This window comes from Streptomyces sp. NPDC093064 (genome assembly GCF_044754605.1).
In the GTDB taxonomy this organism is placed as follows: domain Bacteria; phylum Actinomycetota; class Actinomycetes; order Streptomycetales; family Streptomycetaceae; genus Streptomyces.
Genome location: NZ_JBIVPK010000050.1, coordinates 1 through 19,761, shown reverse-complemented (window position 1 = coordinate 19,761; position 19,761 = coordinate 1). Strand labels below are relative to the sequence as shown.

Below are 19,761 nucleotides of genomic sequence, written 5' to 3'. Positions count from 1 at the left end.
AGTCGAGTGCCGGCCGGAATTCCGTGGACGCGCTCAGCCGTCCTTTCCGACCAGTGCGTAAGTCTGGGTGGCGATCTCCATTTCCTCGTCCGTGGGAACCACGGCCACGGCGGTCCGCGCGCCCTCGGGCGAGATCAGCCGCGCACCGTCGCCGCGTACGGTGTTCCGCTCCCGGTCCACCGCCAGGCCCAGCCCCTCCAGGCCGTCGAGGGCGGCCTCGCGTACAAAGGCCGCGTTCTCGCCGACCCCGGCCGTGAAGGCGACCGCGTCCACCGTGCCGAGTACCGCGTAATAGGCACCCACGTACTTCTTCAGCCGATGGGTGTAGATCTCGAACGCGAGCCGTGCCTCATCGTCGCCCTCCTCCATCCGGCGCCGAATCTCCCGCATGTCGTTGTCGCCGCACAGGCCGAACAAACCGCTCCTCTTGTTGAGGAGAGTGTCGACCTCGTCCATGGACATTCCGCCGACACGCTGCAAATGGAAGATGACGGCCGGGTCGAGGTCACCGGAACGCGTTCCCATCACCAGTCCCTCCAGCGGGGTGAGCCCCATGGAGGTGTCGACGCACCGGCCGCCCCGGACCGCCGAGGCCGACGCGCCGTTGCCCAGGTGCAGCACGATGACGTTGACGTCCTCGAGGGCCTTGCCCAGCAGCTCCGCCGTCGCCCGGGAGACGTAGGCGTGCGAGGTGCCGTGGAAGCCGTAGCGCCGCACCCGGTACCGGTCCGCGATCTTCGTGTCGATCGCGTAGCGCGCCGCGGACTCCGGCATCGTCGTGTGGAACGCCGTGTCGAAGACGGCGACCTGCGGCAGGTCGGGACGCAGCGCCATGGCCGTGCGGATGCCGGTGAGGTTGGCCGGGTTGTGCAGCGGCGCCACCGGGATCAGCCGCTCGATCTCGGTGAGCACGGCGTCGTCGATGACGGTGGGCTCGGTGAAGAACATGCCGCCGTGCACCACCCGGTGCCCGATCGCGGCCAGTTCGGGGGAGTCCAGGCCGAGCCCGTCCCGGGCCAGTTCCTCCGCGACCGACTTCAGCGCGGCGTCGTGGTCGGCGATCGGGCCGTTCTCCTCGCGGGTGGCCCCCGTGGTCAGGCAGGTGTGCTTGAGCCGGGAGGTCTGCTCGCCGATGCGCTCCACCAGGCCGACGGCGAGCCGGGTCGCGTCGCGCATGTCGAGCAGCTGGTACTTCACCGACGAGGAGCCGGAGTTGAGGACGAGGACGCGGGTCGCGGTCACGAGCGCTGGCGCTTTCTGGTCGGGAGCTGTGGAGGTCTGCGGCCGTGTGCGCCGGGGGTGGCGTCCCCGGTACACACGGCCGACGGGAGGTCAGTTGCCGGACGACTGGGCCTGGATCGCCGTGATGGCCACGGTGGTGACGATGTCCTGCACCAGGGCGCCGCGGGACAGGTCGTTGATCGGCTTGCGCAGGCCCTGGAGGACCGGTCCGACCGCGATCGCGCCGGCCGAACGCTGTACGGCCTTGTACGTGTTGTTGCCCGTGTTCAGGTCCGGGAAGATCAGCACGGTGGCCTGCCCCGCCACCTCCGAACCGGGCAGCTTGGTGGCGGCCACCGACGGTTCCACGGCCGCGTCGTACTGGATCGGCCCCTCGATCATCAGGTCCGGGCGGCGCAGCCGCACCAGCTCGGTCGCCTCGCGCACCTTGTCCACGTCGGCGCCCGAGCCGGAGTCGCCGGTGGAGTACGACAGCATGGCGATCCGCGGCTCCACGCCGAACCGGGCGGCGGTGGCCGCCGACTGGATGGCGATGTCGGCGAGTTGCTCGGCGTCCGGGACGGGGTTGACCGCGCAGTCGCCGTAGACGAGGACCTTGTCGGCCAGGCACATGAAGAACACCGACGAGACGATCGAGGCGTCCCGGCGGGTCTTGATGATCTCGAACGCGGGCCGGATGGTCGCGGCCGTGGAGTGCACCGAGCCCGACACCATGCCGTCGGCCAGACCCTCCTGCACCATGAGCGTGCCGAAGTAGTTCACGTCCGAGACGACGTCGTACGCCAGCTCGACGGTGACGCCCTTGTGGGCGCGCAGCAGCGCGTACTGCTCGGCGAAGGCGTCCCGCAGTTCGGAGGTCGCCGGGTCGATCAGCTGCGCGTCCCCGAGGTCGATGCCGAGGTCGGCGGCCTTCTTGCGGATCCCCTCCACCGGGCCGAGCAGCGTCAGGTCGCACACGCCCCGGCGCAGCAGCACCTCCGCCGCGTGCAGCACGCGCTCCTCGGTGCCCTCCGGCAGCACGACCCGGCGCCTGTCGCTGCGGGCCTGTTCGAGCAACTGGTGCTCGAACATCATCGGGGTGACCCGGTCGCTGCTGGGCGCGGAGACGCGCTTGCTGAGGTCGGCGGTGTCGACGTACCGCTCGAACAGGCCGAGCGCGGTCTCCGCCTTGCGCGGGGTGGCCGCGTTCAGCTTGCCCTCCAGGGAGAACAGCCGCTCGGCGGTGGGGAAGCTGTTGCCGGACACCGAGACGACCGGGGTGCCCGGGGCGAGCCGGCCGGCCAGGGTGAGGATCTCCTGCCGCGGCGCCTCGTTCAGGGTGAGCAGCACGCCGGCTATCGGCGGGGTGCCGGCGCTGTGCGCGGCGAGCGAGCCGATGACCAGGTCGGCGCGGTCGCCGGGGGTGACCACCAGGCAGCCGGGGGTCAGCGCCTTGAGGAGATTGGGCAGCATGGCGCCGCCGAACACGAAGTCGAGGGCGTCGCGGGCCAGGCCGGAGTCGTCGCCGAGCAGGACCCGGCCGTCCAGGGCCTGGGTGATCTGCGCGACCGTCGGTGCGGACAGGGCCGGTTCGTCGGGCACCACCCAGCAGGGCACCGGCAGCCGGCCGGCCAGCCGCTCGGCGATCTCGTCGCGGTCCTCGCGGGCCACCCGGTTGGTGACCATGGCCAGCACGTCGCAGCCCAGGCCGTCGTAGGCGCGGTAGGCGTTGCGGGTCTCGGCGAGCACCGACTCGGCGCTCTGCCTGCGGCCGCCCACGACCGGCAGGACGGAGGCCCCGAACTCGTTGGCGAGCCGGGCGTTGAGGGACAGCTCGTCCGGGAGCTGGGTGTCGGCGTAGTCGGTGCCGAGGACGAGGACCACGTCGTAGTCGCGGGTGACCAGGTGGAAGCGGTCGACGAGGGCCGACACCAGTTCGTCCGTGCCCTGCTCGGCCTGGAGGGCGGACGCCTCGTGGTAGTCCATGCCGTAGACGGTCGCCGGGTCCTGGGAGAGCCGGTAGCGGGCGCGCAGCAGCTCGAAGAGGCGGTCGGGGCCGTCGTGGACGAGGGGGCGGAAGACGCCCACCCGGTCCACCTGCCGGGTCAGCAGTTCCATGACTCCCAGCTCGACGACCTGTCGGCCGTCACCGCGGTCGATGCCGGTCACGTACACGCTGCGGGTCACGCGGGCTCTCCGTTTCCTCGGGGGATCACTCGTCGGCCGGGGATGGCGTCCTGCAAAAAACGCCCACCGGGGTGAGCGGAATCCTCTTGACAATACCCCCGCCGGTAGATATGGCGCCCGTCAGGCCGTGTACGCCTCCCGGACATGAAACAATCGGACGGGATCACCGGTGTCAACAGCGAGCAGGAGACACAGCAGGATGCGTATCGGAGTTCTCACGGCGGGCGGCGACTGCCCGGGACTGAACGCGGTGATCCGGTCGGTCGTACACCGGGCGGTCACCACGTACGGCGACGAGGTCATCGGCTTCGAGGACGGCTACGCGGGCCTGCTCGACGGCCGGTACCGCGCTCTGGACCTCAACGCGGTGGGCGGCATCCTCGCCCTCGGCGGCACGATCCTCGGCTCCTCCCGACTGGAGCGCGACCGGCTCCGCGAGGCCTGCGAGAACGCCTCGGACATGATCCACCGGTTCGGCATCGACGCGCTGATCCCGATCGGCGGCGAGGGCACGCTGACCGCGGCGCGCATGCTGTCGGACGCCGGGCTGCCGGTGGTGGGCGTGCCGAAGACGATCGACAACGACATCTCCTCCACCGACCGCACCTTCGGCTTCGACACGGCCGTCGGCGTGGCCACCGAGGCCATGGACCGGCTGAAGACCACGGCCGAGTCGCACCAGCGCGTGATGGTCGTCGAGGTCATGGGCCGGCACGCGGGCTGGATCGCGCTGGAGTCCGGGATGGCGGCCGGCGCCCACGGCATCTGCCTGCCCGAGCGCCCCTTCGACCCGGCCGACCTGGTGAAGATGGTCGAGGAGCGTTTCGCCCGCGGCAAGAAGTTCGCGGTGATCTGCGTCGCCGAGGGCGCCCACCCGGCCGAGGGCAGCATGGACTACGGCAAGGGCGAGATCGACAAGTTCGGACACGAGCGATTCCAGGGCATCGGCACGGCCCTGGCGTACGAGCTGGAGAGCCGGCTCGGCAAGGAGGCCAAGCCGGTCATCCTCGGCCACGTCCAGCGCGGCGGCGTCCCGACCGCGTACGACCGCGTCCTCGCCACCCGCTTCGGCTGGCACGCGGTGGAGGCCGCCCACCGCGGGGAGTTCGGCCACATGACCGCGCTGCGCGGCACCGACATCGTGATGGTCCCGCTGGCCCAGGCGGTGACCGAGCTGAAGACCGTCCCCAAGGACCGCATGGACGAGACGGAGTCGGTGTTCTAGGAGCCGGTGGTCCGGGCGGCGCCGTTCTCTGAAGAGGCCCGCGCGGGGCCGGTCTCCCGAAGGGGCCCGCGCGGACGCGAAGCTCTCCACAGAACGCCTCTACCGGGGCTGCAGAACCCCTCTACGGGGGTGCGGTCACCGCCTACCGGTCCCCGCCGCTCTCCCGCACCCACCGGTATACCAGTTCCGGCCGGCCCACCTGCCCGTACAGCGGGCTGCGTACGGCCCGGCCCGCGTCCACCAGGTGCTCCAGGTAGCGCCGGGCGGTGATCCGGGAGATGCCGACCGCCCCGGCGACCCCCGCCGCCGTGAGTCCTTCCTCCGCCTCGCGCAGCGTGTCCGTCACCCGCTGGAGCGTCGGCGCGCTCAGGCCCTTGGGGAGGGCGGCCGGGCTCGGGGCGCGCAGGGTCGCTATCGCCCGGTCCACCTCGTCCTGGCCGCCCACCTCCCCGACCGCCGCGCGGAACTCGGCGTACCGCACGAGCCGGTCCCGGAGCGTGGCGAAGGTGAACGGCTTCAGGACGTACTGGACCACCCCCAGCGAGACACCTTCGCGCACCACCGCCAGGTCCCGTGCCGAGGTCACCGCGATCACGTCCGCGTGATGGCCGCCCGCCCGCAGGGACCGGGCCAGCTTCAGTCCGTGCACGTCCGGCAGGTGGAGGTCCAGCAGAAGCAGGTCCACCGGGGTGCGCTCCAGCGCCCGCCGGGCCTCGGCGCCGGTGTGCGCCTTGCCGACCGCGACGAATCCCGGCACCCGGCCCACGTACATCACGTGCGCGTCCGCCGCGACCGGGTCGTCCTCCACCACCAGGACCCGGATGGGCTGCGTCCCGCTCCCGCCGTCCGTCATGCCACGCCTCCGGGCAGGCCGCTCTCGGCCCCGGACACGGCCTTGCGGGTCACGTGGTCCTCCGTCCCGTGCGTCAAGGGCAGCCGCGCCTCGAACACCGCGCCGCCCCCTTCGGCGTCCGCCACCGTCAGCGTCCCCTCGTGCCGCCGTACCGCCTGCCGTACCAGCGCCAGACCCAGTCCCCGTCCGCCGGGACCCGTCGGCTTGGTGGAGAAGCCGTGCTGGAACACCCGGTCCGCGTGGGCCGGGTGCACGCCCGGCCCGGTGTCCGCGACCCGCAGCACCAGCTCGCCGTCCTCCGCGCACGCCGTGACGGTCACCCGCGCCGACATGCCGCCCCGCGCCGCGTCCACCGCGTTGTCGACGAGGTTGCCGAGGATCGTCACCAGGTCCCGGGGCGGCAGGCTCCGCGGCAGCAGACCGTCGTCCAGGCCGCTGTCCGAGGACACCACCAGCTCCACGCCGCGCTCGTTGGCCTGGGCCGCCTTGCCGAGCAGCAGCGCGGCCAGCACCGGCTCGCTCACCGCGCTGACCACCTGGTCGGTCAGCGCCTGGGCCAGCTCCAGCTCCGCCGTCGCGAACTCCACGGCCTCCTCCGCCCGCCCCAGCTCGATCAGCGACACCACCGTGTGCAGCCGGTTGGCCGCCTCGTGCGCCTGGGAGCGCAGCGCCTGGCTGAAGCCGCGTTCCGAGTCCAGTTCCCCCATCAGCGACTGGAGTTCGGTGACGTCCCGCAGGGTCACCACCGTGCCCCGGCGCTGCCCGCCCGACACCGGTGAGGTGTTGACCACCAGCACGCGCGAGTCGGTCAGGTGCACCTCGTCCACCCGCGGTTCGGACGCCAGCAGCGCGCCCGTCAGCGGGGCCGGCAGGCCGAGGTCCGCCACCGACCGGCCCATCACGTCCTCCTGGCGTCCCACGCCCAGCAGTTCCCGCCCGCCGTCGTTGATGAGCGCCACCCGGTGCTGCGCGTCCAGCATCAGCAGGCCCTCGCGCACCGCGTGCAGGGCGGCCTGGTGGTAGTCGTGCATACGGCTGAGCTCGGCCGCGTTCATGCCGTGGGTGTGGCGGCGCAGACGCGCGTTGATGATGTACGTGGCGATCGCGCCGAGCACGAGGATCCCGGCCGCGACCGAGAACAGGGCGATGACCTGTTCCCGGACCCGCTCGCTGATCGCCTCCACCTTGATGCCGGCGCTGACGAGACCGACCACGCGGCCGTGCTCCTCGACGGGCGTGACCGCGCGGACGGACGGGCCGAGGGTGCCGGTGTAGGTCTCGGTGAAGGACTCGCCGCGCTGGGCGCGGGAGATGTTGCCGAGGAAGGACCGCCCGATCTGGTCCGGATCCGGGTGCGTCCAGCGGATGCCGCCCGGAGTCATGATCGTGACGAAGTCGACGCCGGTGTCCTGCTGGACCTTCAGCGCGTACGGCTGGAGCTCCGCCGAGGGGTCGGAGGTGTGGATGGCCGCCAGGACCGAGGGGGCGTCGGCGATGGAGCGGGCCACCGCCGTGGTCTGGCGGCGGGCCGACTCCTCGGCCTGGCCCTGGTCCCTGACGTAGCTGAAGAGCGCGTACCCGGCCACGACGAGCGCCAGCAGCACGGCCTGCATGGCGAACAGCTGGCCCGCCAGGCTGCGGGGTCTGGGGAGGACGGGTATGCGCATGCCGCCAGTCTGCCTCTTTCGTTCTGGCGCGAACTATGTGGCGTGAACTTAATGAACGGAAGCGTGACCCCCCTCACAGGACGGGAGATAGTCGCGGCATTCCCCCACACCCGGACGTGAGCCGCACGCCGGTGATGCCGATGACGTCGTCAAGGAGGGCCGCCTTGAGCAGCGCAGCCGATACGGCACCTGCCGCACCCGCACCCGCAGCCAAGCGGGACCGTACCCACTATCTGTACATAGCGGTGATCGCCGCGGTGGTCCTCGGCGTCGCCGTCGGGTTCGCCGCGCCCGATTTCGCCAAGGAGCTCAAGCCGCTCGGCACCGGCTTCGTGAGCCTGATCAAGATGATGATCTCGCCGATCATCTTCTGCACGATCGTGCTCGGCGTCGGATCGGTGCGCAAGGCCGCGAAGGTCGGCAAGGTCGGCGGGCTCGCGCTCGGCTACTTCCTCGCCATGTCGTTCGTCGCCCTGGCCATCGGACTCGTGATCGGCAACATCGTCCACCCCGGCAGCGGGATGCACCTGACGGAGGCGGTCAAGGGCGCCGGCCAGGCGCAGGCGCAGGCCGCGAGCGAGGGCCCGGTCGACTTCGTGCTCGGCATCATCCCGACCACGCTCGTGTCGGCGTTCACCGAGGGCCAGGTGCTCCAGACCCTGCTGGTCGCCCTGCTCGTCGGGTTCGCGCTCCAGGCCATGGGCCGCAAGGGCGAGCCGGTCCTGCGCGGGGTGGAGCACATCCAGCGGCTGGTCTTCCGCGTGCTCGCCATGATCATGTGGGCCGCCCCGATCGGTGCCTTCGGCGCCATGGCCGCGGTCGTCGGCGAGACGGGCATCGACGCCCTGAAGGCACTCGCCGCGATCATGCTCGGCTTCTACGTCACCTGTCTGCTGTTCGTGCTCGTGGTGCTGGGCGCGCTGACCCGGCTGGTGGCCGGCGTCAACATCTTCCAGCTGCTGAAGTACCTGGGCCGTGAGTTCCTGCTGATCCTGTCGACGTCGTCGTCGGAGTCCGCGCTGCCCCGGCTCATCGCCAAGATGGAGCACCTGGGCGTGAGCCGTCCGGTCGTCGGCATCACCGTGCCGACCGGCTACTCCTTCAACCTCGACGGCACGATGATCTACCTGACCATGGCCTCGCTGTTCATCGCCGACGCGATGGACCAGCCGCTGTCCATCGGCCAGCAGATCACGCTGCTGCTGTTCATGATGATCGCCTCCAAGGGCGCCGCCGGTGTCACCGGCGCCGGACTGGCCACCCTCGCCGGTGCCCTCCAGTCCCACAAGCCCGCCCTGGTCGACGGCGTCGGCCTGATCGTCGGCATCGACCGCTTCATGAGCGAGGCCCGCGCCCTGACCAACTTCGCGGGCAACGCGGTCGCCACCCTGCTGATCGGTACCTGGACCGGTGAGGTCGACAAGGACCGCGTCCGGCGCGTCCTCGCCGGAGAGCTGCCCTTCGACGAGAAGACGCTGCTGGACGACGCCGACGATTCCGCCGGGGTCCCCGAGCAGCGCGAGCTGGCCAAGGCGTAGCGCTCCGCGGGACACCGAGATCCCGCGCCCCTTCAAGGGGCGCGGGATCTCTTCGCGTTCCGGGGCGGTCAGTCGCTGAGCTTGGCCACCAGGGCGGCGGCGAGGGAGGCGGGCACCCCGGCCGCGGTCAGGACCGTCACCGCGGCCGTGCGGCCCGCCTCCCGGGGGTCCAGCAGGCCGTCGTTCACCGCCTCCATCAGGGCGAACAGGATCTGCTCCTTCACGTACGCCAGGGCCGGCGCGGGCAGGGGAGAGGCGAAGACGCCCTCGTCCAGGCCGCGCTGGAGGAGTCCCGCGGCGCTCTCCCGGACGGGGGTGAGGCGTTCGCGGATGCCCTCCGTGGTCACCGTGCGCTGGGCAAGTGCGACCAGCAGCCGGTAGCGGTCGGCGATCTCCCAGACCGCCAGCACCGACCGCGCCACGGCCTCCGCCGGGTCCTCGACGCCCTCCCGGCCCGTCGCGTGCGCTGTGGCGAGCGCGAGCACCGCCTCGTCGACGAGCGTGCTGATCAGCGCCTCCCGGCTGGGGAAGTGGCCGTACACCGTGCGCCGTACGACACCGGCCGCGCGCGCGATCTGGTCCATGGACGCGTCGGGGTCGCGCAGCAGCTCCGCGAGGGCGACGTCGAGGATCCGGCGCCGGTTCACGTCGGCGCGACTGGTGCTACCCGTGGTCATGGCTGACATTCTGCCCTCTCCTCGACTTGCACAGTGCTGTGCAAGGGTCGTACATTGCACATCGTTGTGCAATTGCACTCCGCTGTGCAAGTAGACCGAGGAAGGCCCCCCTGCCCATGCGACTCGTCATGAACGAACCGGCCGAAAGGATGGACCGGCCCTACGCCCGGCGCTGGTGGGCGCTCCTCGTGCTCTGCCTGAGCCTGCTGATCATCGTGATGGCGAACACCGCGCTCACGGTCGCCGCGCCCGACATGACCCGGGACCTCGGCCTCACCAGCGCCGACCTCCAGTGGGTCATCGACGGCTACACCGTCCCGTACGCGGCGCTGATGCTGCTGCTCGGCGCGATCGGCGACAAGTACAGCCGGCGCGGCGCGCTCGTCCTCGGGCTCGTCGTGTTCGGCGGCGGCGCCGTCTTCGGCTACCTCGCCGACAGCGCGGCCACCGTCATCGCGGCCCGCGCCGTGATGGGCGTGGGCGCCGCGCTGATCATGCCGGCCACCCTCTCCCTGCTGGCCGCGACGTTCCCACGCGCCGAGCGCGCCAAGGCGATCACCCTGTGGACCGCCACCGCCGGCCTCGCCATCGCCGCCGGTCCCCTCGTCGCCGGCGCGCTGCTCCAGGACCACGGCTGGTCCTCGACCTTCCTGATCAACGTGCCGGTCGCCGCCGTCGCCCTGGTCGGCGCCTTCGTCCTCGTACCGCCCTCCAGGGCGGCGCGCCACGGCCGGATCGACTACGTCGGCGGACTGCTGTCGGTGGTGTGGATCGGCTCGCTGGTCTACATGATCATCGAGGGTCCGCACTTCGGCTGGGACGCCAAGGCGCTCACCGCGGCCGCCGTCGCGGGTGTGGGCCTGGTGGCCTTCGTCCTGTGGGAGCTGCGCCACCCGCGTCCGGTCCTCGACGTACGGCGCTTCGGGCGGCGCCGCTTCGCCGGCTCCAACCTGGCCGTCGCCCTGTTCTTCCTGGCCGTCTTCGGCGCCTTCTACTACCTCACCCAGCACCTCCAGTTCGTCCTCGGCTACGACGCCCTGGCCACCGGCCTGCGCATGCTGCCGCTGGCCGGCGCCGTCTTCGCCGGCTCGGCGCTGACCGGCTACCTCACCCCGCGGGTCGGCATGAAGTGGACGGTGACCGCGGGCATGGTCGGCGGCACCGCGGCCCTGGCGCTGCTCACCCGGGTGGACGGCTCGTCCGGCTACGGTGACTTCGTGGCACCCCTGGTGATCCTGGGGCTGGCGATCGGACTCGCCCTCTCGCCCTGCACCGACGCCATCATGGGCGCCTTCCCGGAGTCCGAGCTGGGTGTCGGCGGCGCCGTGAACGACACCTCCCTGGAGCTGGGCGGCTCGCTCGGCATCGCGATCCTCGGCTCCCTGCTGTCCACCTCGTACGCCCGGCACCTCTCCGACGCCACCGCCGGCGGCGGGCTCCCGGCCGGCGCCCTGTCCACCGCCCAGGACTCGGTCGGCGCCGGATACGCCGTCGCCCAGGGCATCGGGGAGAAGGCCCGCCAGCTCGCGGCGCAGGCCGCCCACGCGACCGACCCGCAGCAGGCCGCGCAGCTCAAGGCGCAGGCCGGTCAACTCGCCCAGGGTGCCCAGCGGATGAAGGACGCGGTCGGCTCGTCCTTCTCCGACGCGGTGGCCCACACCAGCCTGGTCGGCGCGGTGATCCTGGGCGCGGGCACCCTCGCCGTCTCCCTGCTGCTGCCGCGCGGCGCCGCCCGCGACGAGCAGCCGGCCGAGGAGGCGAAGGAGCTGGTGGGCAGCGGTCTGAACTGAAAGGTCACGGCAGCCGTCTCTTACTGCGATGCACTACCGTGCCGTGCCGGACCGACCGGCACGGCACGGCCGCAAGCACATCGGCAGGTATGGAGGCAATCACGGGATGGCGATCGACTGGGACCGGCGCACATGCGCGCGCAAGGGGCATGTGACCTACGCACCGGACGACCCGAGACTGCGGATCCGGCTGCACGCGCGGACCGCGCTGGGCGACGTGTGGCGCTGCCTGCGCTGCGGCGACTTCGCGCTCGGCGAGCCGCACGGCTCGGGACCGGCCGGCGACGCCCCGCTGGTGCCGCGCGGCAAGGTGCTGCGGGACCTGTTCATCCTGCGATTCCTCGCCTTCGAACGGGCTCTGCGCGGGGTGTTCATCGTGCTGGTCGCGGTGGCGGTGTGGAAGTTCAGCAACAGCCAGGACGCGGTGCGCCGCCTGTTCAACGAGTACCTGGACGTCTTCCGCCCCGTCTTCCGGCACTTCGACTACGACCTCGACCACTCACCCGTCATCGGCACCATCCAGAAGACCTTCGGCTACCGGCACTCCACGCTGCTCATCGTGGCCTCCGTGCTGGTGGCCTACGCGCTGGTGGAACTGATCGAGGCCGTCGGCCTGTGGTACGCCAAGCGGTGGGCGGAATACCTGACGGTGGTCGCCACCGCCGCCTTCCTGCCGCTGGAGATCTACGAACTCACCGAGCACGTCAGCGCGGTCAAGATCACCACGCTGGTCCTCAACATCGTCGCCGTCCTCTACATCGCCCTCGCCAAGCGTCTGTTCGGCCTGCGCGGCGGGCGCAGGGCCTTCGACGAGGAGCGCCGCAGCGCCTCCCTGCTGGAGGTGGAGGAGTCGGCCGGCGTGATGGCCCCAGCGGCGGCCCGCACTCCGCCGGCGTTGCCTTGACGTCGGCGTCAGGGCTTACGTTCGTACGCATGCGAATCGGCGAGCTGGCCGAGCGGGCCGGGACCACGACGCGGGCACTGCGGTACTACGAGTCGCGGGGGCTGCTGCCCGCGCGGCGGGACGCGCAGGGCCACCGCTCCTACGACGAGCGCGACCTGCGGCTGCTCCGGCAGATCAGGACGCTGCGGGACTTCGGGTTCGAGCTGGAGGAGACCCGGCCGTTCGTGGAGTGCCTGCGGGCCGGGCACCCGGAGGGCGACTCGTGCCCGGCGTCCCTCGCGGTCTACCGGCGCAAGCTGGATCAGCTCGACGCGCTGATCGGCGAGCTGCGGGCCGTGCGGGAGCAGGTCGGCGCCCAGCTCGGGAGGGCCGAGCAGGCGCGGGAGGCGCTGGCCGCCGACGCAGAGGTTCCGGGCGGTCCGGAACCCAGGTGCGAGCTGGGAGGGCAGCAGCGGTGATCAGGGCAGCGGGAGTGGCGGAGGTGACGGACGCGGACTTCGCGGCGGAGGTGCTCGGCGCGGACCGGCCGGTGCTGGTGGAGTTCACCGCCGACTGGTGTCCGCCGTGCCGGCAGATGGGGCCCGTGCTCAGCGCACTGGCCGCCGAGCAGGGCGAGCGGCTGAAGGTGGTGCAGCTCGACGTGGACACCAACCCTGACACCACAAACGCGTACAAGGTGCTGTCGATGCCGACCTTCATGGTCTTCCGCGCCGGTGAGCCCGTGAAGTCCATGGTGGGCGCACGACCCAAGCGGCGGCTGCTTGAGGAGCTGTCGGACGTCCTGTGACCTGCCCGGACCTGCTGTGACGCGGGCCGGAGAATGAGAAATCCCCCGGGGTAATTGCGCCCGGGGGATTTCTTTGCGTATATTCGGTGATTCGTGACTTGGTATTCGCCAGGCCACGAAGAAGTTCAGTGAGCACAGTATATCCGGGCGGGAGCCGAATTGTCAAACACCGAATTTCCAGACGGTGAATTGCGGCAGGAGCAGGAATTCACCGACGGACTGTACGCGCGCGTGGACGCGCTGCGCGGTGACACCGAGACCTCCGTCGCGGACGCGCTCGCGCAGGGCGACACGCCCATGCAGGCCCGGCTGGAGCGGGACATCCTCGTCGCCGAGCGGTCCGGGCTGCTGGCCGCGCTGAACGCCGTGGACGGTTCCCTCTGCTTCGGCCGGATCGACCTCACCGACGGAGACAGCCACCACATCGGCCGCATCGGCCTGCGCGCCGACGACACCGAGCGCACGCCGATCCTGATCGACTGGCGGGCCGACGTCGCCCGCCCCTTCTACCTGGCCACCGGCCACACCCCGATGGGCCTGCGCCGCCGCCGGCACATCTCCACCGAGGGCCGCCGGGTCTCCGCCCTGCACGACGAGATCCTCGACCTCGGCGACACCACCCGGACCGGCCACGAGGACCCGACCGGCGACGCGGTGCTGCTCGCGGCGCTCGACTCCGCGCGCACCGGCCGGATGGGCGACATCGTGCGCACCATCCAGGCCGACCAGGACCGCATCATCCGCGCCCCGCACCGCGGAGTGCTCGTGGTCGAGGGCGGCCCGGGCACCGGCAAGACCGCCGTCGCCCTGCACCGGGCCGCCTACCTGCTGTACGAGCACCGGGAACTGCTCGCCCGGCGCGCCGTGCTGATCGTCGGCCCGAACCCCGCGTTCCTCGGCTACATCGGCGAGGTGCTGCCCTCGCTCGGCGAGACCGGGGTGCTCCTCGCGACCGTCGGCGAGCTGTTCCCCGGAGTGAAGGCCACCGCGGCGGACACTCCCGAGGCCGCCGCGGTGAAGGGCCGCGCCGGCATGGCCGACGTGCTCGCCGCCGTGGTACGGGGCCGGCAGGCGCTGCCCGATCCGGTGATCGCCATCGAGCACGACCGCGAGATCCTGATGCTCGACGACGGCCTGGTGGGCGTCGCCCGTGAGCGCACCCGCGCCGCGGAACTGCCGCACAACGCGGCCCGCGAGCACTTCGAGGGCCACATCCTCAACACGCTCACCGACCTGGTCGCCGAGCGCATCGGCACCGACCCCTACGACGGCTCCAACCTCCTCGACCCCAGCGACATCAGCCAGATCCGCGACGAACTCGCCGAGAACCCCGAGGTCTGGTCGGCCATCGACCGGCTGTGGCCGCGGCTGACCCCGCAGCGGCTGGTGGCGGACTTCCTGGCGGACCCGGAGGGGTACGTCGGCGACGCGGACGCGGCCGCGATCCGACGCCCGGTGACCCGGGCGTGGACCGTCGCGGACGTCCCCCTCCTCGACGAGGCCGCCGAACTGCTCGGCGAGGACGACCGCCTGGCCCGCGCCCTGGCCGAGCACGAGCGCGAGACCCAGATCGCCTACGCCCAGGGCGTGCTGGACGTGTCGTACGCGTCCCGGACGTACGAGTTCGAGGACAAGGAGGACGGTGACCCGGACGCCTCGGAGGTGCTGTCCGCGCACGACATCATCGACGCCGAGCGGTTCGCCGAACGCCAGGAGGAGGAGGACCACCGCAGCGCCGCCGAGCGTGCGGCGGCCGACCGCACCTGGGCGTTCGGGCACATCATCGTCGACGAGGCGCAGGAGCTGTCGCCGATGGCGTGGCGGCTGCTGATGCGGCGCAGCCCGACCCGCTCCATGACCCTGGTCGGCGACCCCGCGCAGACGGCGGAGGCGGCCGGCGTCGGCTCCTGGGCGGACATCCTCCGGCCGTACGTCGAGGACCGCTGGGAGCACACCCGCCTCGGCGTCAACTACCGCACTCCGGCCGAGATCATGGACGTGGCGGCGGCCGTGGTCCGCGCCGAGCACCCCGGCTTCGAGCCCCCGAGCTCGGTCCGCTCCACGGGCGTACGGCCCTGGGCCCGCGCCACCGACGACCTGCCCGGCGCGGTGGAGAAGGCCGTCGTGGAACTCACCCCGGAGGAGGGCCGGCTCGCCGTGATCGCCCCGCGCGACCTGCACCGGCGGCTGGCCGCGCGCCTCGAGGGGGTCGAGGCCGGTGCCGAGCCCGACCTGACCCGGACGGTCGTCCTTCTCGATCCGCGCCAGGCCAAGGGCCTGGAGTTCGACTCCGTCCTGGTGGTCGAACCCGCCCGCTACGGCACGAGCGACCTGTACGTGGCGCTGACCCGCGCCACACAGCGGCTGGGCGTGCTGTACACGGAGGTGTTGCCTCCGGCTCTGGTGGAGGCGTTCGAGGACTAGTGGTGGCTGTCTGGGGGCTGCCGGCCCCAGGCCCCCGCTTCGGCTTGAACGGCCTCGTCCTCAAGCGCCGGACGGGCTGACAGGAAATCCTCACGCCGGGCGCAGCCACACCGTCGCCAGGGGCGGCAGGGTCAGGCGGATGCTCGCCGGGCGGCCGTGCCGACCCTGGGGCTCCGGCTTGACCGGGTGCGGGTGGACGACGCCGCTGCCGCCGTAGCGGGCCGCGTCGGTGTTGAGGACCTCCAGCCAGGCGGGTACGTCGTCGGGGACGCCGAGACGGTAGTCGGGGCGGACGACCGGGGCGAAGTGGGACACCGCCAGCAACGGGGTGCCGTCGGTGTCGTAGCGCAGGAAGGCGAAGACGTTGTCGTCCGCGGCGTCCCCGGTGATCCACTGGAAGCCGTCGGGGTGGACGTCGCGCGCCCACAGGGCGGGCGTGGCCCGGTAGACGGTGTTGAGGTCGCGGACCAGGTCCAGCACCCCCCGGTGGTCGGCCGCGGCACCGTAGTTCGGGTCGAGCAGCCACCAGTCCGGGCCGCGGGTCTCCGACCACTCGGCGCCCTGTGCGAACTCCTGGCCCATGAACAGCAGTTGCTTGCCCGGGTGGGACCACATGAAGGCCAGGTAGGCGCGCAGGTCCGCCCGCTGCTGCCACCAGTCGCCGGGCATCTTCGACACCAGCGAACGCTTGCCGTGCACCACCTCGTCGTGCGAGATCGGCAGCAGGTAGTTCTCGCTGTAGGCGTACACCATCGAGAACGTCATCTCACCGTGGTGGAACCTGCGGTGGACGGGGTCGTGGCTCATGTACTGGAGCGAGTCGTGCATCCAGCCCATGTTCCACTTCAGTCCGAAACCCAGGCCGCCGAAGCCGCTCGGGCCCCGGTGGTGGGTCGCGCGGGTCACGCCGTCCCAGGCCGTGGACTCCTCCGCGACGGTGACCACGCCCGGCACCCTGCGGTACACGGTCGCGTTCATCTCCTGGAGGAACGCCACGGCGTCCAGGTTCTCCCGGCCGCCGTGCTCGTTCGGCGTCCACTGGCCCGGCTCGCGCGAGTAGTCCAGGTACAGCATGGAGGCGACCGCGTCCACGCGCAGGCCGTCGATGTGGAACTCCTCGCACCAGTAAAGGGCGTTGGCGACGAGGAAGTTGCGCACCTCGCGGCGGCCGAAGTCGAACTCCAGGGTGCCCCAGTCCGGATGCGCGGCCCGCAGCGGGTCCGCGTGCTCGTACAGAGGCAGGCCGTCGAACTCGGCCAGGGCCCACTCGTCGCGCGGGAAGTGCGCCGGCACCCAGTCCATCAGGACGCCGATGCCCGCCTGGTGCAGGGCGTCGACCAGGAACTTGAAGTCGTCCGGGGTGCCCAGGCGTGCGGTGGGCGCGTAGAAGCCGGTGACCTGGTAGCCCCAGGAGCCGCCGAAGGGATGCTCGGCGACCGGCATCAGCTCCACGTGGGTGAAGCCGAGGTCCTTGACGTACGCCGGGAGCTGCTCGGCGAGCTGACGGTAGGTCAACCCGGGTCGCCAGGACGGCAGGTGGAGCTCGTATGCCGAGAACGGGGCCTCGTGCGCCGGGATGTCCGCGCGGTGCGCCATCCACTCGGCGTCGCCCCACTCGTGGTGCGAGGCGTGGACGATGGACGACGTGGCCGGCGGTACCTCGGTACGGCGGGCCAGTGGGTCGGCGCGCAGGGTCCTGGAGCCGTCCGGCCGGGTGATCTCGAACTTGTACAGCTCGCCCTCGCCGATCCCGGGCACGAACAGCTCCCACACGCCCGTGGCGCCGAGCGAGCGCATCGGATACCCGGTGCCGTCCCAGAAGTTGAAGCCACCGGCGACGCGCACTCCTCGGGCATTGGGCGCCCACACCGCGAACCGGGTACCGGTCACGCCGTCGTGGGTCATCGGATGCGCCCCGAGCGCCTGCCACAGCTGCTCGTGCCGGCCCTCGCCGATCAGGTGCAGATCGAACTCGCCCAGCGTGGGCAGGAAGCCGTAGGCGTCCTCGGTGTGCTGCACCGTCCCCGCGTAGTCCACCTCCAGCCGGTACGCGGGCACCTCCGGCAGCGGCAGCAGCCCCGAGAAGAACCCCTCCCCGTCGTCGCGCAGCCCGGCCCGCTGCTCCCCGGCGACCACGGTCACGCCCAGCGCGTACGGCCGGAACACCCGGAAGGCGACGCCACCGGGTACCGGGTGCGCGCCGAGCACGGAATGCGGATCGTGATGCGTCCCCGCGAGCAACCGCTCCCGGTCGCCGATCCCGACGGCGACCAGAGCGGGATCCTCCGGGCGCCAGGCGGCCGCGGGTGCCGGTGCCACGGTTTCCGGTGCCATGGGCTCCGGCGCCGCGGGTCGGGGGGCTGCCTTCGTGGCCGGTGCCTTTTTCGCCGCCGTTGCCGCCTTCTTGGCGGTCTTCCTGGTGTCGGCCCCGCTGGCTTTCGCGGCCGTCGCCTTCGCAGCGGTCTTCTTCGCGGCTGCCTTCTTTGCCGTCGTCTTCTTCGCCACCGCCTTCTTGGCCGTGGCCTTCTTCGCGGCTGCCTTCTTCGCCGGTGCCGGCCGGTCGTGGCCCGCGGCCTCGGCCGTGTTCTTCGGATCAGAACCGCTGGACGGGGTGCGGGGGGTCACGGGTGGTGCCTCCTCGGCGCAGGTCGGGTGCGGTGGACGGGGGAGACGGGGTGGACAGGGAAGGGGGTCAGGTCGTGTCCGGAGCGGCCAGGCGGTGTACCGCGGACATCGGTACCGGGAGCCAGTCGGGGCGGTGCCGGGCCTCGTAGAGCACCTCGTAGATGGCCTTGTCCGTCTCGTAGGCGCGCAGCAGGACGGGGTCGGTGCGCGGGTCGCTGCCGCTGACCTCGGCGTATCCGGTGCAGTACGCGGCACGGCAGGCTTCGGCCCACTCCGGTGCCGGCGGGCCGCCGGCCGAGTGCGCCGCGTAGTCGAAGGAACGCAGCATCCCGGCCACGTCCCGCACCACGGGCTGGGCCATCCGCCGCTCGGCCAGCGGCTTCGCCGGCTCGCCCTCGAAGTCGATCAGCCACCACTGTCCGGAAGGGGAGCGCAGGCACTGCCCGAGGTGGAGGTCGCCATGGATGCGCTGGGCGGTCCAGGTGTGGCTTTCGGCCGCCAGATCGGCCAGCGCCTCGAACGCGGTGCGCAGACCGGAGACGTACGGCCCGAGCGCGGGCACCGCCTGCGCGGCCGACTCCAGGCGCTCGGTCATGCCGTTCACCAGGATCTCGAGCTGCATGTGGCCGAGCGTGACCGTGGGCAGCGCGCGGGCCAGCGCGGTGTGCACCTCGGCGGTGGCGCGGCCCAGCGCCCGCGCCTCGGCGCTGAAGTCCTCGCCCTTGGCCAGCTCGCGCAGTGCCAGCTCCCAGCCGTCCGAGGCGCCCTGCACGAAGGGCTGGAGCACTCCGAGCACGTACGACTCGCCGTCCAGCTCCGCCGTCATCCACGCCGTCGGCGGCGGCACCCGCGAGCAGCCCTCCTCGGCCAACGCCAGCGGCAGTTCCAGGTCGGGGTTGACGCCGGGTACCACCCGGCGCAGCAGTTTTAGGATGAACGTATCGCCGTAGACCACCGACGAGTTGGACTGCTCGGCGGTGACCACGCGGGGGATCAGGTCGGGGCGTATCTCGTCCCGCCGTTCGAAACGCAGCCCGCCGATGCGGGCCCGGGTGCGCAGTGCCTCCAGGATCACCTCGGCGGGCCGGGGGTCGTACAGGGCGTCGTACACCGTGCGTCCGGCGAGCGGGCCCTCGTGCACATGGCCGATCAGCGCGGGCGCCAGCCGCGGGGGCAGCGCCTCGCGCACGCCTATGAGCAGCTGGTAGCAGTCACCGGGGTGCGGGATCGCGCCGTGCACGGGCGGGAGCGGCTGGTGGGCGCGGACGAGCAGGTGGTACAGGCCCAGCTTCCGGTCGCCCGGCAGCAGCTCGGTGGCGGCGACCAGCGAGAAGCCCGTCACCGGACGGCCCTTGCCCGCGAACCAGCGCTGCCGCGGCAGCCACTCCCGCAACAGTGGGTCCAGTGAAGCGAGGAGACCGGGGCTGCCGGTGGTGACAGAGCGTGTGACGGCTTGCGACATGGCTTCCGACATGGCGTCGCGTCCAATCGCTGGTCGGGTGTGACTGACGCGTGCCCACGGGCGGGGCGGAGGAAACGCCCGCCCCGCCCCGGGGCACCACGAGACCTAGGCGGCGTCCCGGCGCAGCCGGAACCAGTAGAAGCCGTGACCCGCCAGGGTCAGCAGGTACGGCAGCTCCCCGATGGCCGGAAAGCGCACCCCGCCGAACAGCTCCACCGGATGCCGTCCGCGGAACGCGCTCAGGTCGAGTTCGGTGGGCTGGGCGAAGCGGGAGAAGTTGTGGACGCACAGGACCAGATCGTCCTCGTACTCGCGCAGGAAGGCGATGACCGCGGGGTTGGAGGACTGGAGTTCGGTGTAGGAGCCGAGTCCGAAGGCGGGGTTCTGTTTGCGGATCTCGA

At 71.8% G+C, this 19,761-nt stretch carries 15 protein-coding genes; 7 read left to right on the top strand and 8 right to left on the bottom strand.

Going from position 1 to position 19,761, the window contains the following annotated elements; all coding sequences use genetic code 11:
* Nucleotides 1–33 precede the first annotated feature (33 nt).
* Together ACIQFZ_RS35760 and pta are read right to left on the bottom strand one after the other, a co-directional pair.
* A complete protein-coding gene (locus tag ACIQFZ_RS35760) occupies nucleotides 34–1,242 on the bottom strand; it encodes an acetate kinase (RefSeq protein WP_402693187.1) in 1,209 nt (402 codons plus the stop codon).
* A 90-nt stretch (nucleotides 1,243–1,332) separates the two neighbouring features.
* Nucleotides 1,333–3,408: a phosphate acetyltransferase gene (gene pta / locus ACIQFZ_RS35755; RefSeq protein WP_365775168.1), complete on the bottom strand. Its 2,076-nt coding sequence runs from the start codon at nucleotides 3,406–3,408 to the stop codon at nucleotides 1,333–1,335.
* A gap of 199 nt (nucleotides 3,409–3,607) precedes the next feature.
* Between pta and ACIQFZ_RS35750 the strand changes: the two genes are divergently transcribed.
* A complete protein-coding gene (locus ACIQFZ_RS35750) occupies nucleotides 3,608–4,633 on the top strand; it encodes an ATP-dependent 6-phosphofructokinase (protein ID WP_225075630.1) in 1,026 nt (341 codons plus the stop codon).
* A gap of 142 nt (nucleotides 4,634–4,775) precedes the next feature.
* Here the strand turns inward: ACIQFZ_RS35750 and ACIQFZ_RS35745 are convergent, their stop codons facing one another.
* Nucleotides 4,776–5,486, bottom strand: a complete 711-nt coding sequence (locus ACIQFZ_RS35745) for a response regulator (protein WP_365433547.1) — start codon at nucleotides 5,484–5,486, stop codon at nucleotides 4,776–4,778.
* On the bottom strand, nucleotides 5,483–7,153 hold the full coding sequence (locus ACIQFZ_RS35740) for a sensor histidine kinase (RefSeq protein ID WP_365433544.1): 1,671 nt from the start codon (nucleotides 7,151–7,153) through the stop codon (nucleotides 5,483–5,485). Before ACIQFZ_RS35740 ends, ACIQFZ_RS35745 begins: the two co-directional genes overlap by 4 nt.
* A 164-nt stretch (nucleotides 7,154–7,317) precedes the next feature.
* On the opposite strand from ACIQFZ_RS35740, the gene ACIQFZ_RS35735 reads away from it, so the two are divergent.
* Entirely contained in the window at nucleotides 7,318–8,691 is a 1,374-nt protein-coding gene (locus tag ACIQFZ_RS35735) for a cation:dicarboxylate symporter family transporter (RefSeq protein ID WP_365433541.1), read from the top strand.
* Nucleotides 8,692–8,759: 68 nt separating this feature from the next.
* On the opposite strand, the gene ACIQFZ_RS35730 is transcribed toward ACIQFZ_RS35735, so the two are convergent.
* Nucleotides 8,760–9,377 (bottom strand): TetR/AcrR family transcriptional regulator, encoded by a 618-nt coding sequence (locus tag ACIQFZ_RS35730; protein WP_365775165.1) that lies wholly within the window; start codon nucleotides 9,375–9,377, stop codon nucleotides 8,760–8,762.
* A 107-nt stretch (nucleotides 9,378–9,484) separates the two neighbouring features.
* Here ACIQFZ_RS35730 and ACIQFZ_RS35725 point away from each other — a divergent pair, with 107 nt between their 5' ends.
* From ACIQFZ_RS35725 to ACIQFZ_RS35705, 5 genes are all read left to right on the top strand, one after another.
* Nucleotides 9,485–11,158: an MFS transporter gene (locus tag ACIQFZ_RS35725; protein ID WP_383059725.1), complete on the top strand. Its 1,674-nt coding sequence runs from the start codon at nucleotides 9,485–9,487 to the stop codon at nucleotides 11,156–11,158.
* A 106-nt stretch (nucleotides 11,159–11,264) separates the two neighbouring features.
* On the top strand, nucleotides 11,265–12,062 hold the full coding sequence (locus ACIQFZ_RS35720) for a DUF2127 domain-containing protein (protein ID WP_383059724.1): 798 nt from the start codon (nucleotides 11,265–11,267) through the stop codon (nucleotides 12,060–12,062).
* Between the two features lie 29 nt (nucleotides 12,063–12,091).
* Nucleotides 12,092–12,520, top strand: a complete 429-nt coding sequence (locus ACIQFZ_RS35715) for a MerR family transcriptional regulator (RefSeq protein ID WP_402693186.1) — start codon at nucleotides 12,092–12,094, stop codon at nucleotides 12,518–12,520.
* Complete coding sequence (gene trxA / locus ACIQFZ_RS35710) at nucleotides 12,517–12,849, top strand: thioredoxin (RefSeq protein WP_361417522.1); 333 nt, start codon at nucleotides 12,517–12,519, stop codon at nucleotides 12,847–12,849. Before ACIQFZ_RS35715 ends, trxA begins: the two co-directional genes overlap by 4 nt.
* Before the next feature lie 189 nt (nucleotides 12,850–13,038).
* Nucleotides 13,039–15,273, top strand: coding sequence for a HelD family protein (locus ACIQFZ_RS35705; RefSeq protein WP_402693194.1), 2,235 nt, complete (start codon nucleotides 13,039–13,041; stop codon nucleotides 15,271–15,273).
* Between the two features lie 90 nt (nucleotides 15,274–15,363).
* Here ACIQFZ_RS35705 and glgB read toward each other — a convergent pair whose 3' ends face one another.
* From glgB to ACIQFZ_RS35690, 3 genes are all read right to left on the bottom strand, one after another.
* Entirely contained in the window at nucleotides 15,364–17,898 is a 2,535-nt protein-coding gene (glgB, locus tag ACIQFZ_RS35700; protein ID WP_402693185.1) for a 1,4-alpha-glucan branching enzyme, read from the bottom strand.
* A gap of 67 nt (nucleotides 17,899–17,965) precedes the next feature.
* Nucleotides 17,966–19,360 (bottom strand): phosphotransferase, encoded by a 1,395-nt coding sequence (locus tag ACIQFZ_RS35695; RefSeq protein ID WP_402693184.1) that lies wholly within the window; start codon nucleotides 19,358–19,360, stop codon nucleotides 17,966–17,968.
* 105 nt (nucleotides 19,361–19,465) lie between these two features.
* A partial coding sequence (locus ACIQFZ_RS35690; RefSeq protein ID WP_402693183.1) for an alpha-glucosidase C-terminal domain-containing protein occupies nucleotides 19,466–19,761 on the bottom strand: 296 nt, incomplete at its 5' end.

Bases quoted from the DNA above. Each gene is read 5' to 3' on its own strand.
- ACIQFZ_RS35730 (WP_365775165.1), bottom strand. From the start codon at position 9,377: ATGTCAGCCATGACCACGGGTAGCACCAGTCGCGCCGACGTGAACCGG.
- ACIQFZ_RS35725 (WP_383059725.1), top strand. From the start codon at position 9,485: ATGCGACTCGTCATGAACGAACCGGCCGAAAGGATGGACCGGCCCTAC.
- ACIQFZ_RS35740 (WP_365433544.1), bottom strand. From the start codon at position 7,153: ATGCGCATACCCGTCCTCCCCAGACCCCGCAGCCTGGCGGGCCAGCTG.
- ACIQFZ_RS35750 (WP_225075630.1), top strand. From the start codon at position 3,608: ATGCGTATCGGAGTTCTCACGGCGGGCGGCGACTGCCCGGGACTGAAC.
- ACIQFZ_RS35745 (WP_365433547.1), bottom strand. From the start codon at position 5,486: ATGACGGACGGCGGGAGCGGGACGCAGCCCATCCGGGTCCTGGTGGTG.
- ACIQFZ_RS35715 (WP_402693186.1), top strand. From the start codon at position 12,092: ATGCGAATCGGCGAGCTGGCCGAGCGGGCCGGGACCACGACGCGGGCA.
- ACIQFZ_RS35720 (WP_383059724.1), top strand. From the start codon at position 11,265: ATGGCGATCGACTGGGACCGGCGCACATGCGCGCGCAAGGGGCATGTG.
- ACIQFZ_RS35695 (WP_402693184.1), bottom strand. From the start codon at position 19,360: ATGTCGCAAGCCGTCACACGCTCTGTCACCACCGGCAGCCCCGGTCTC.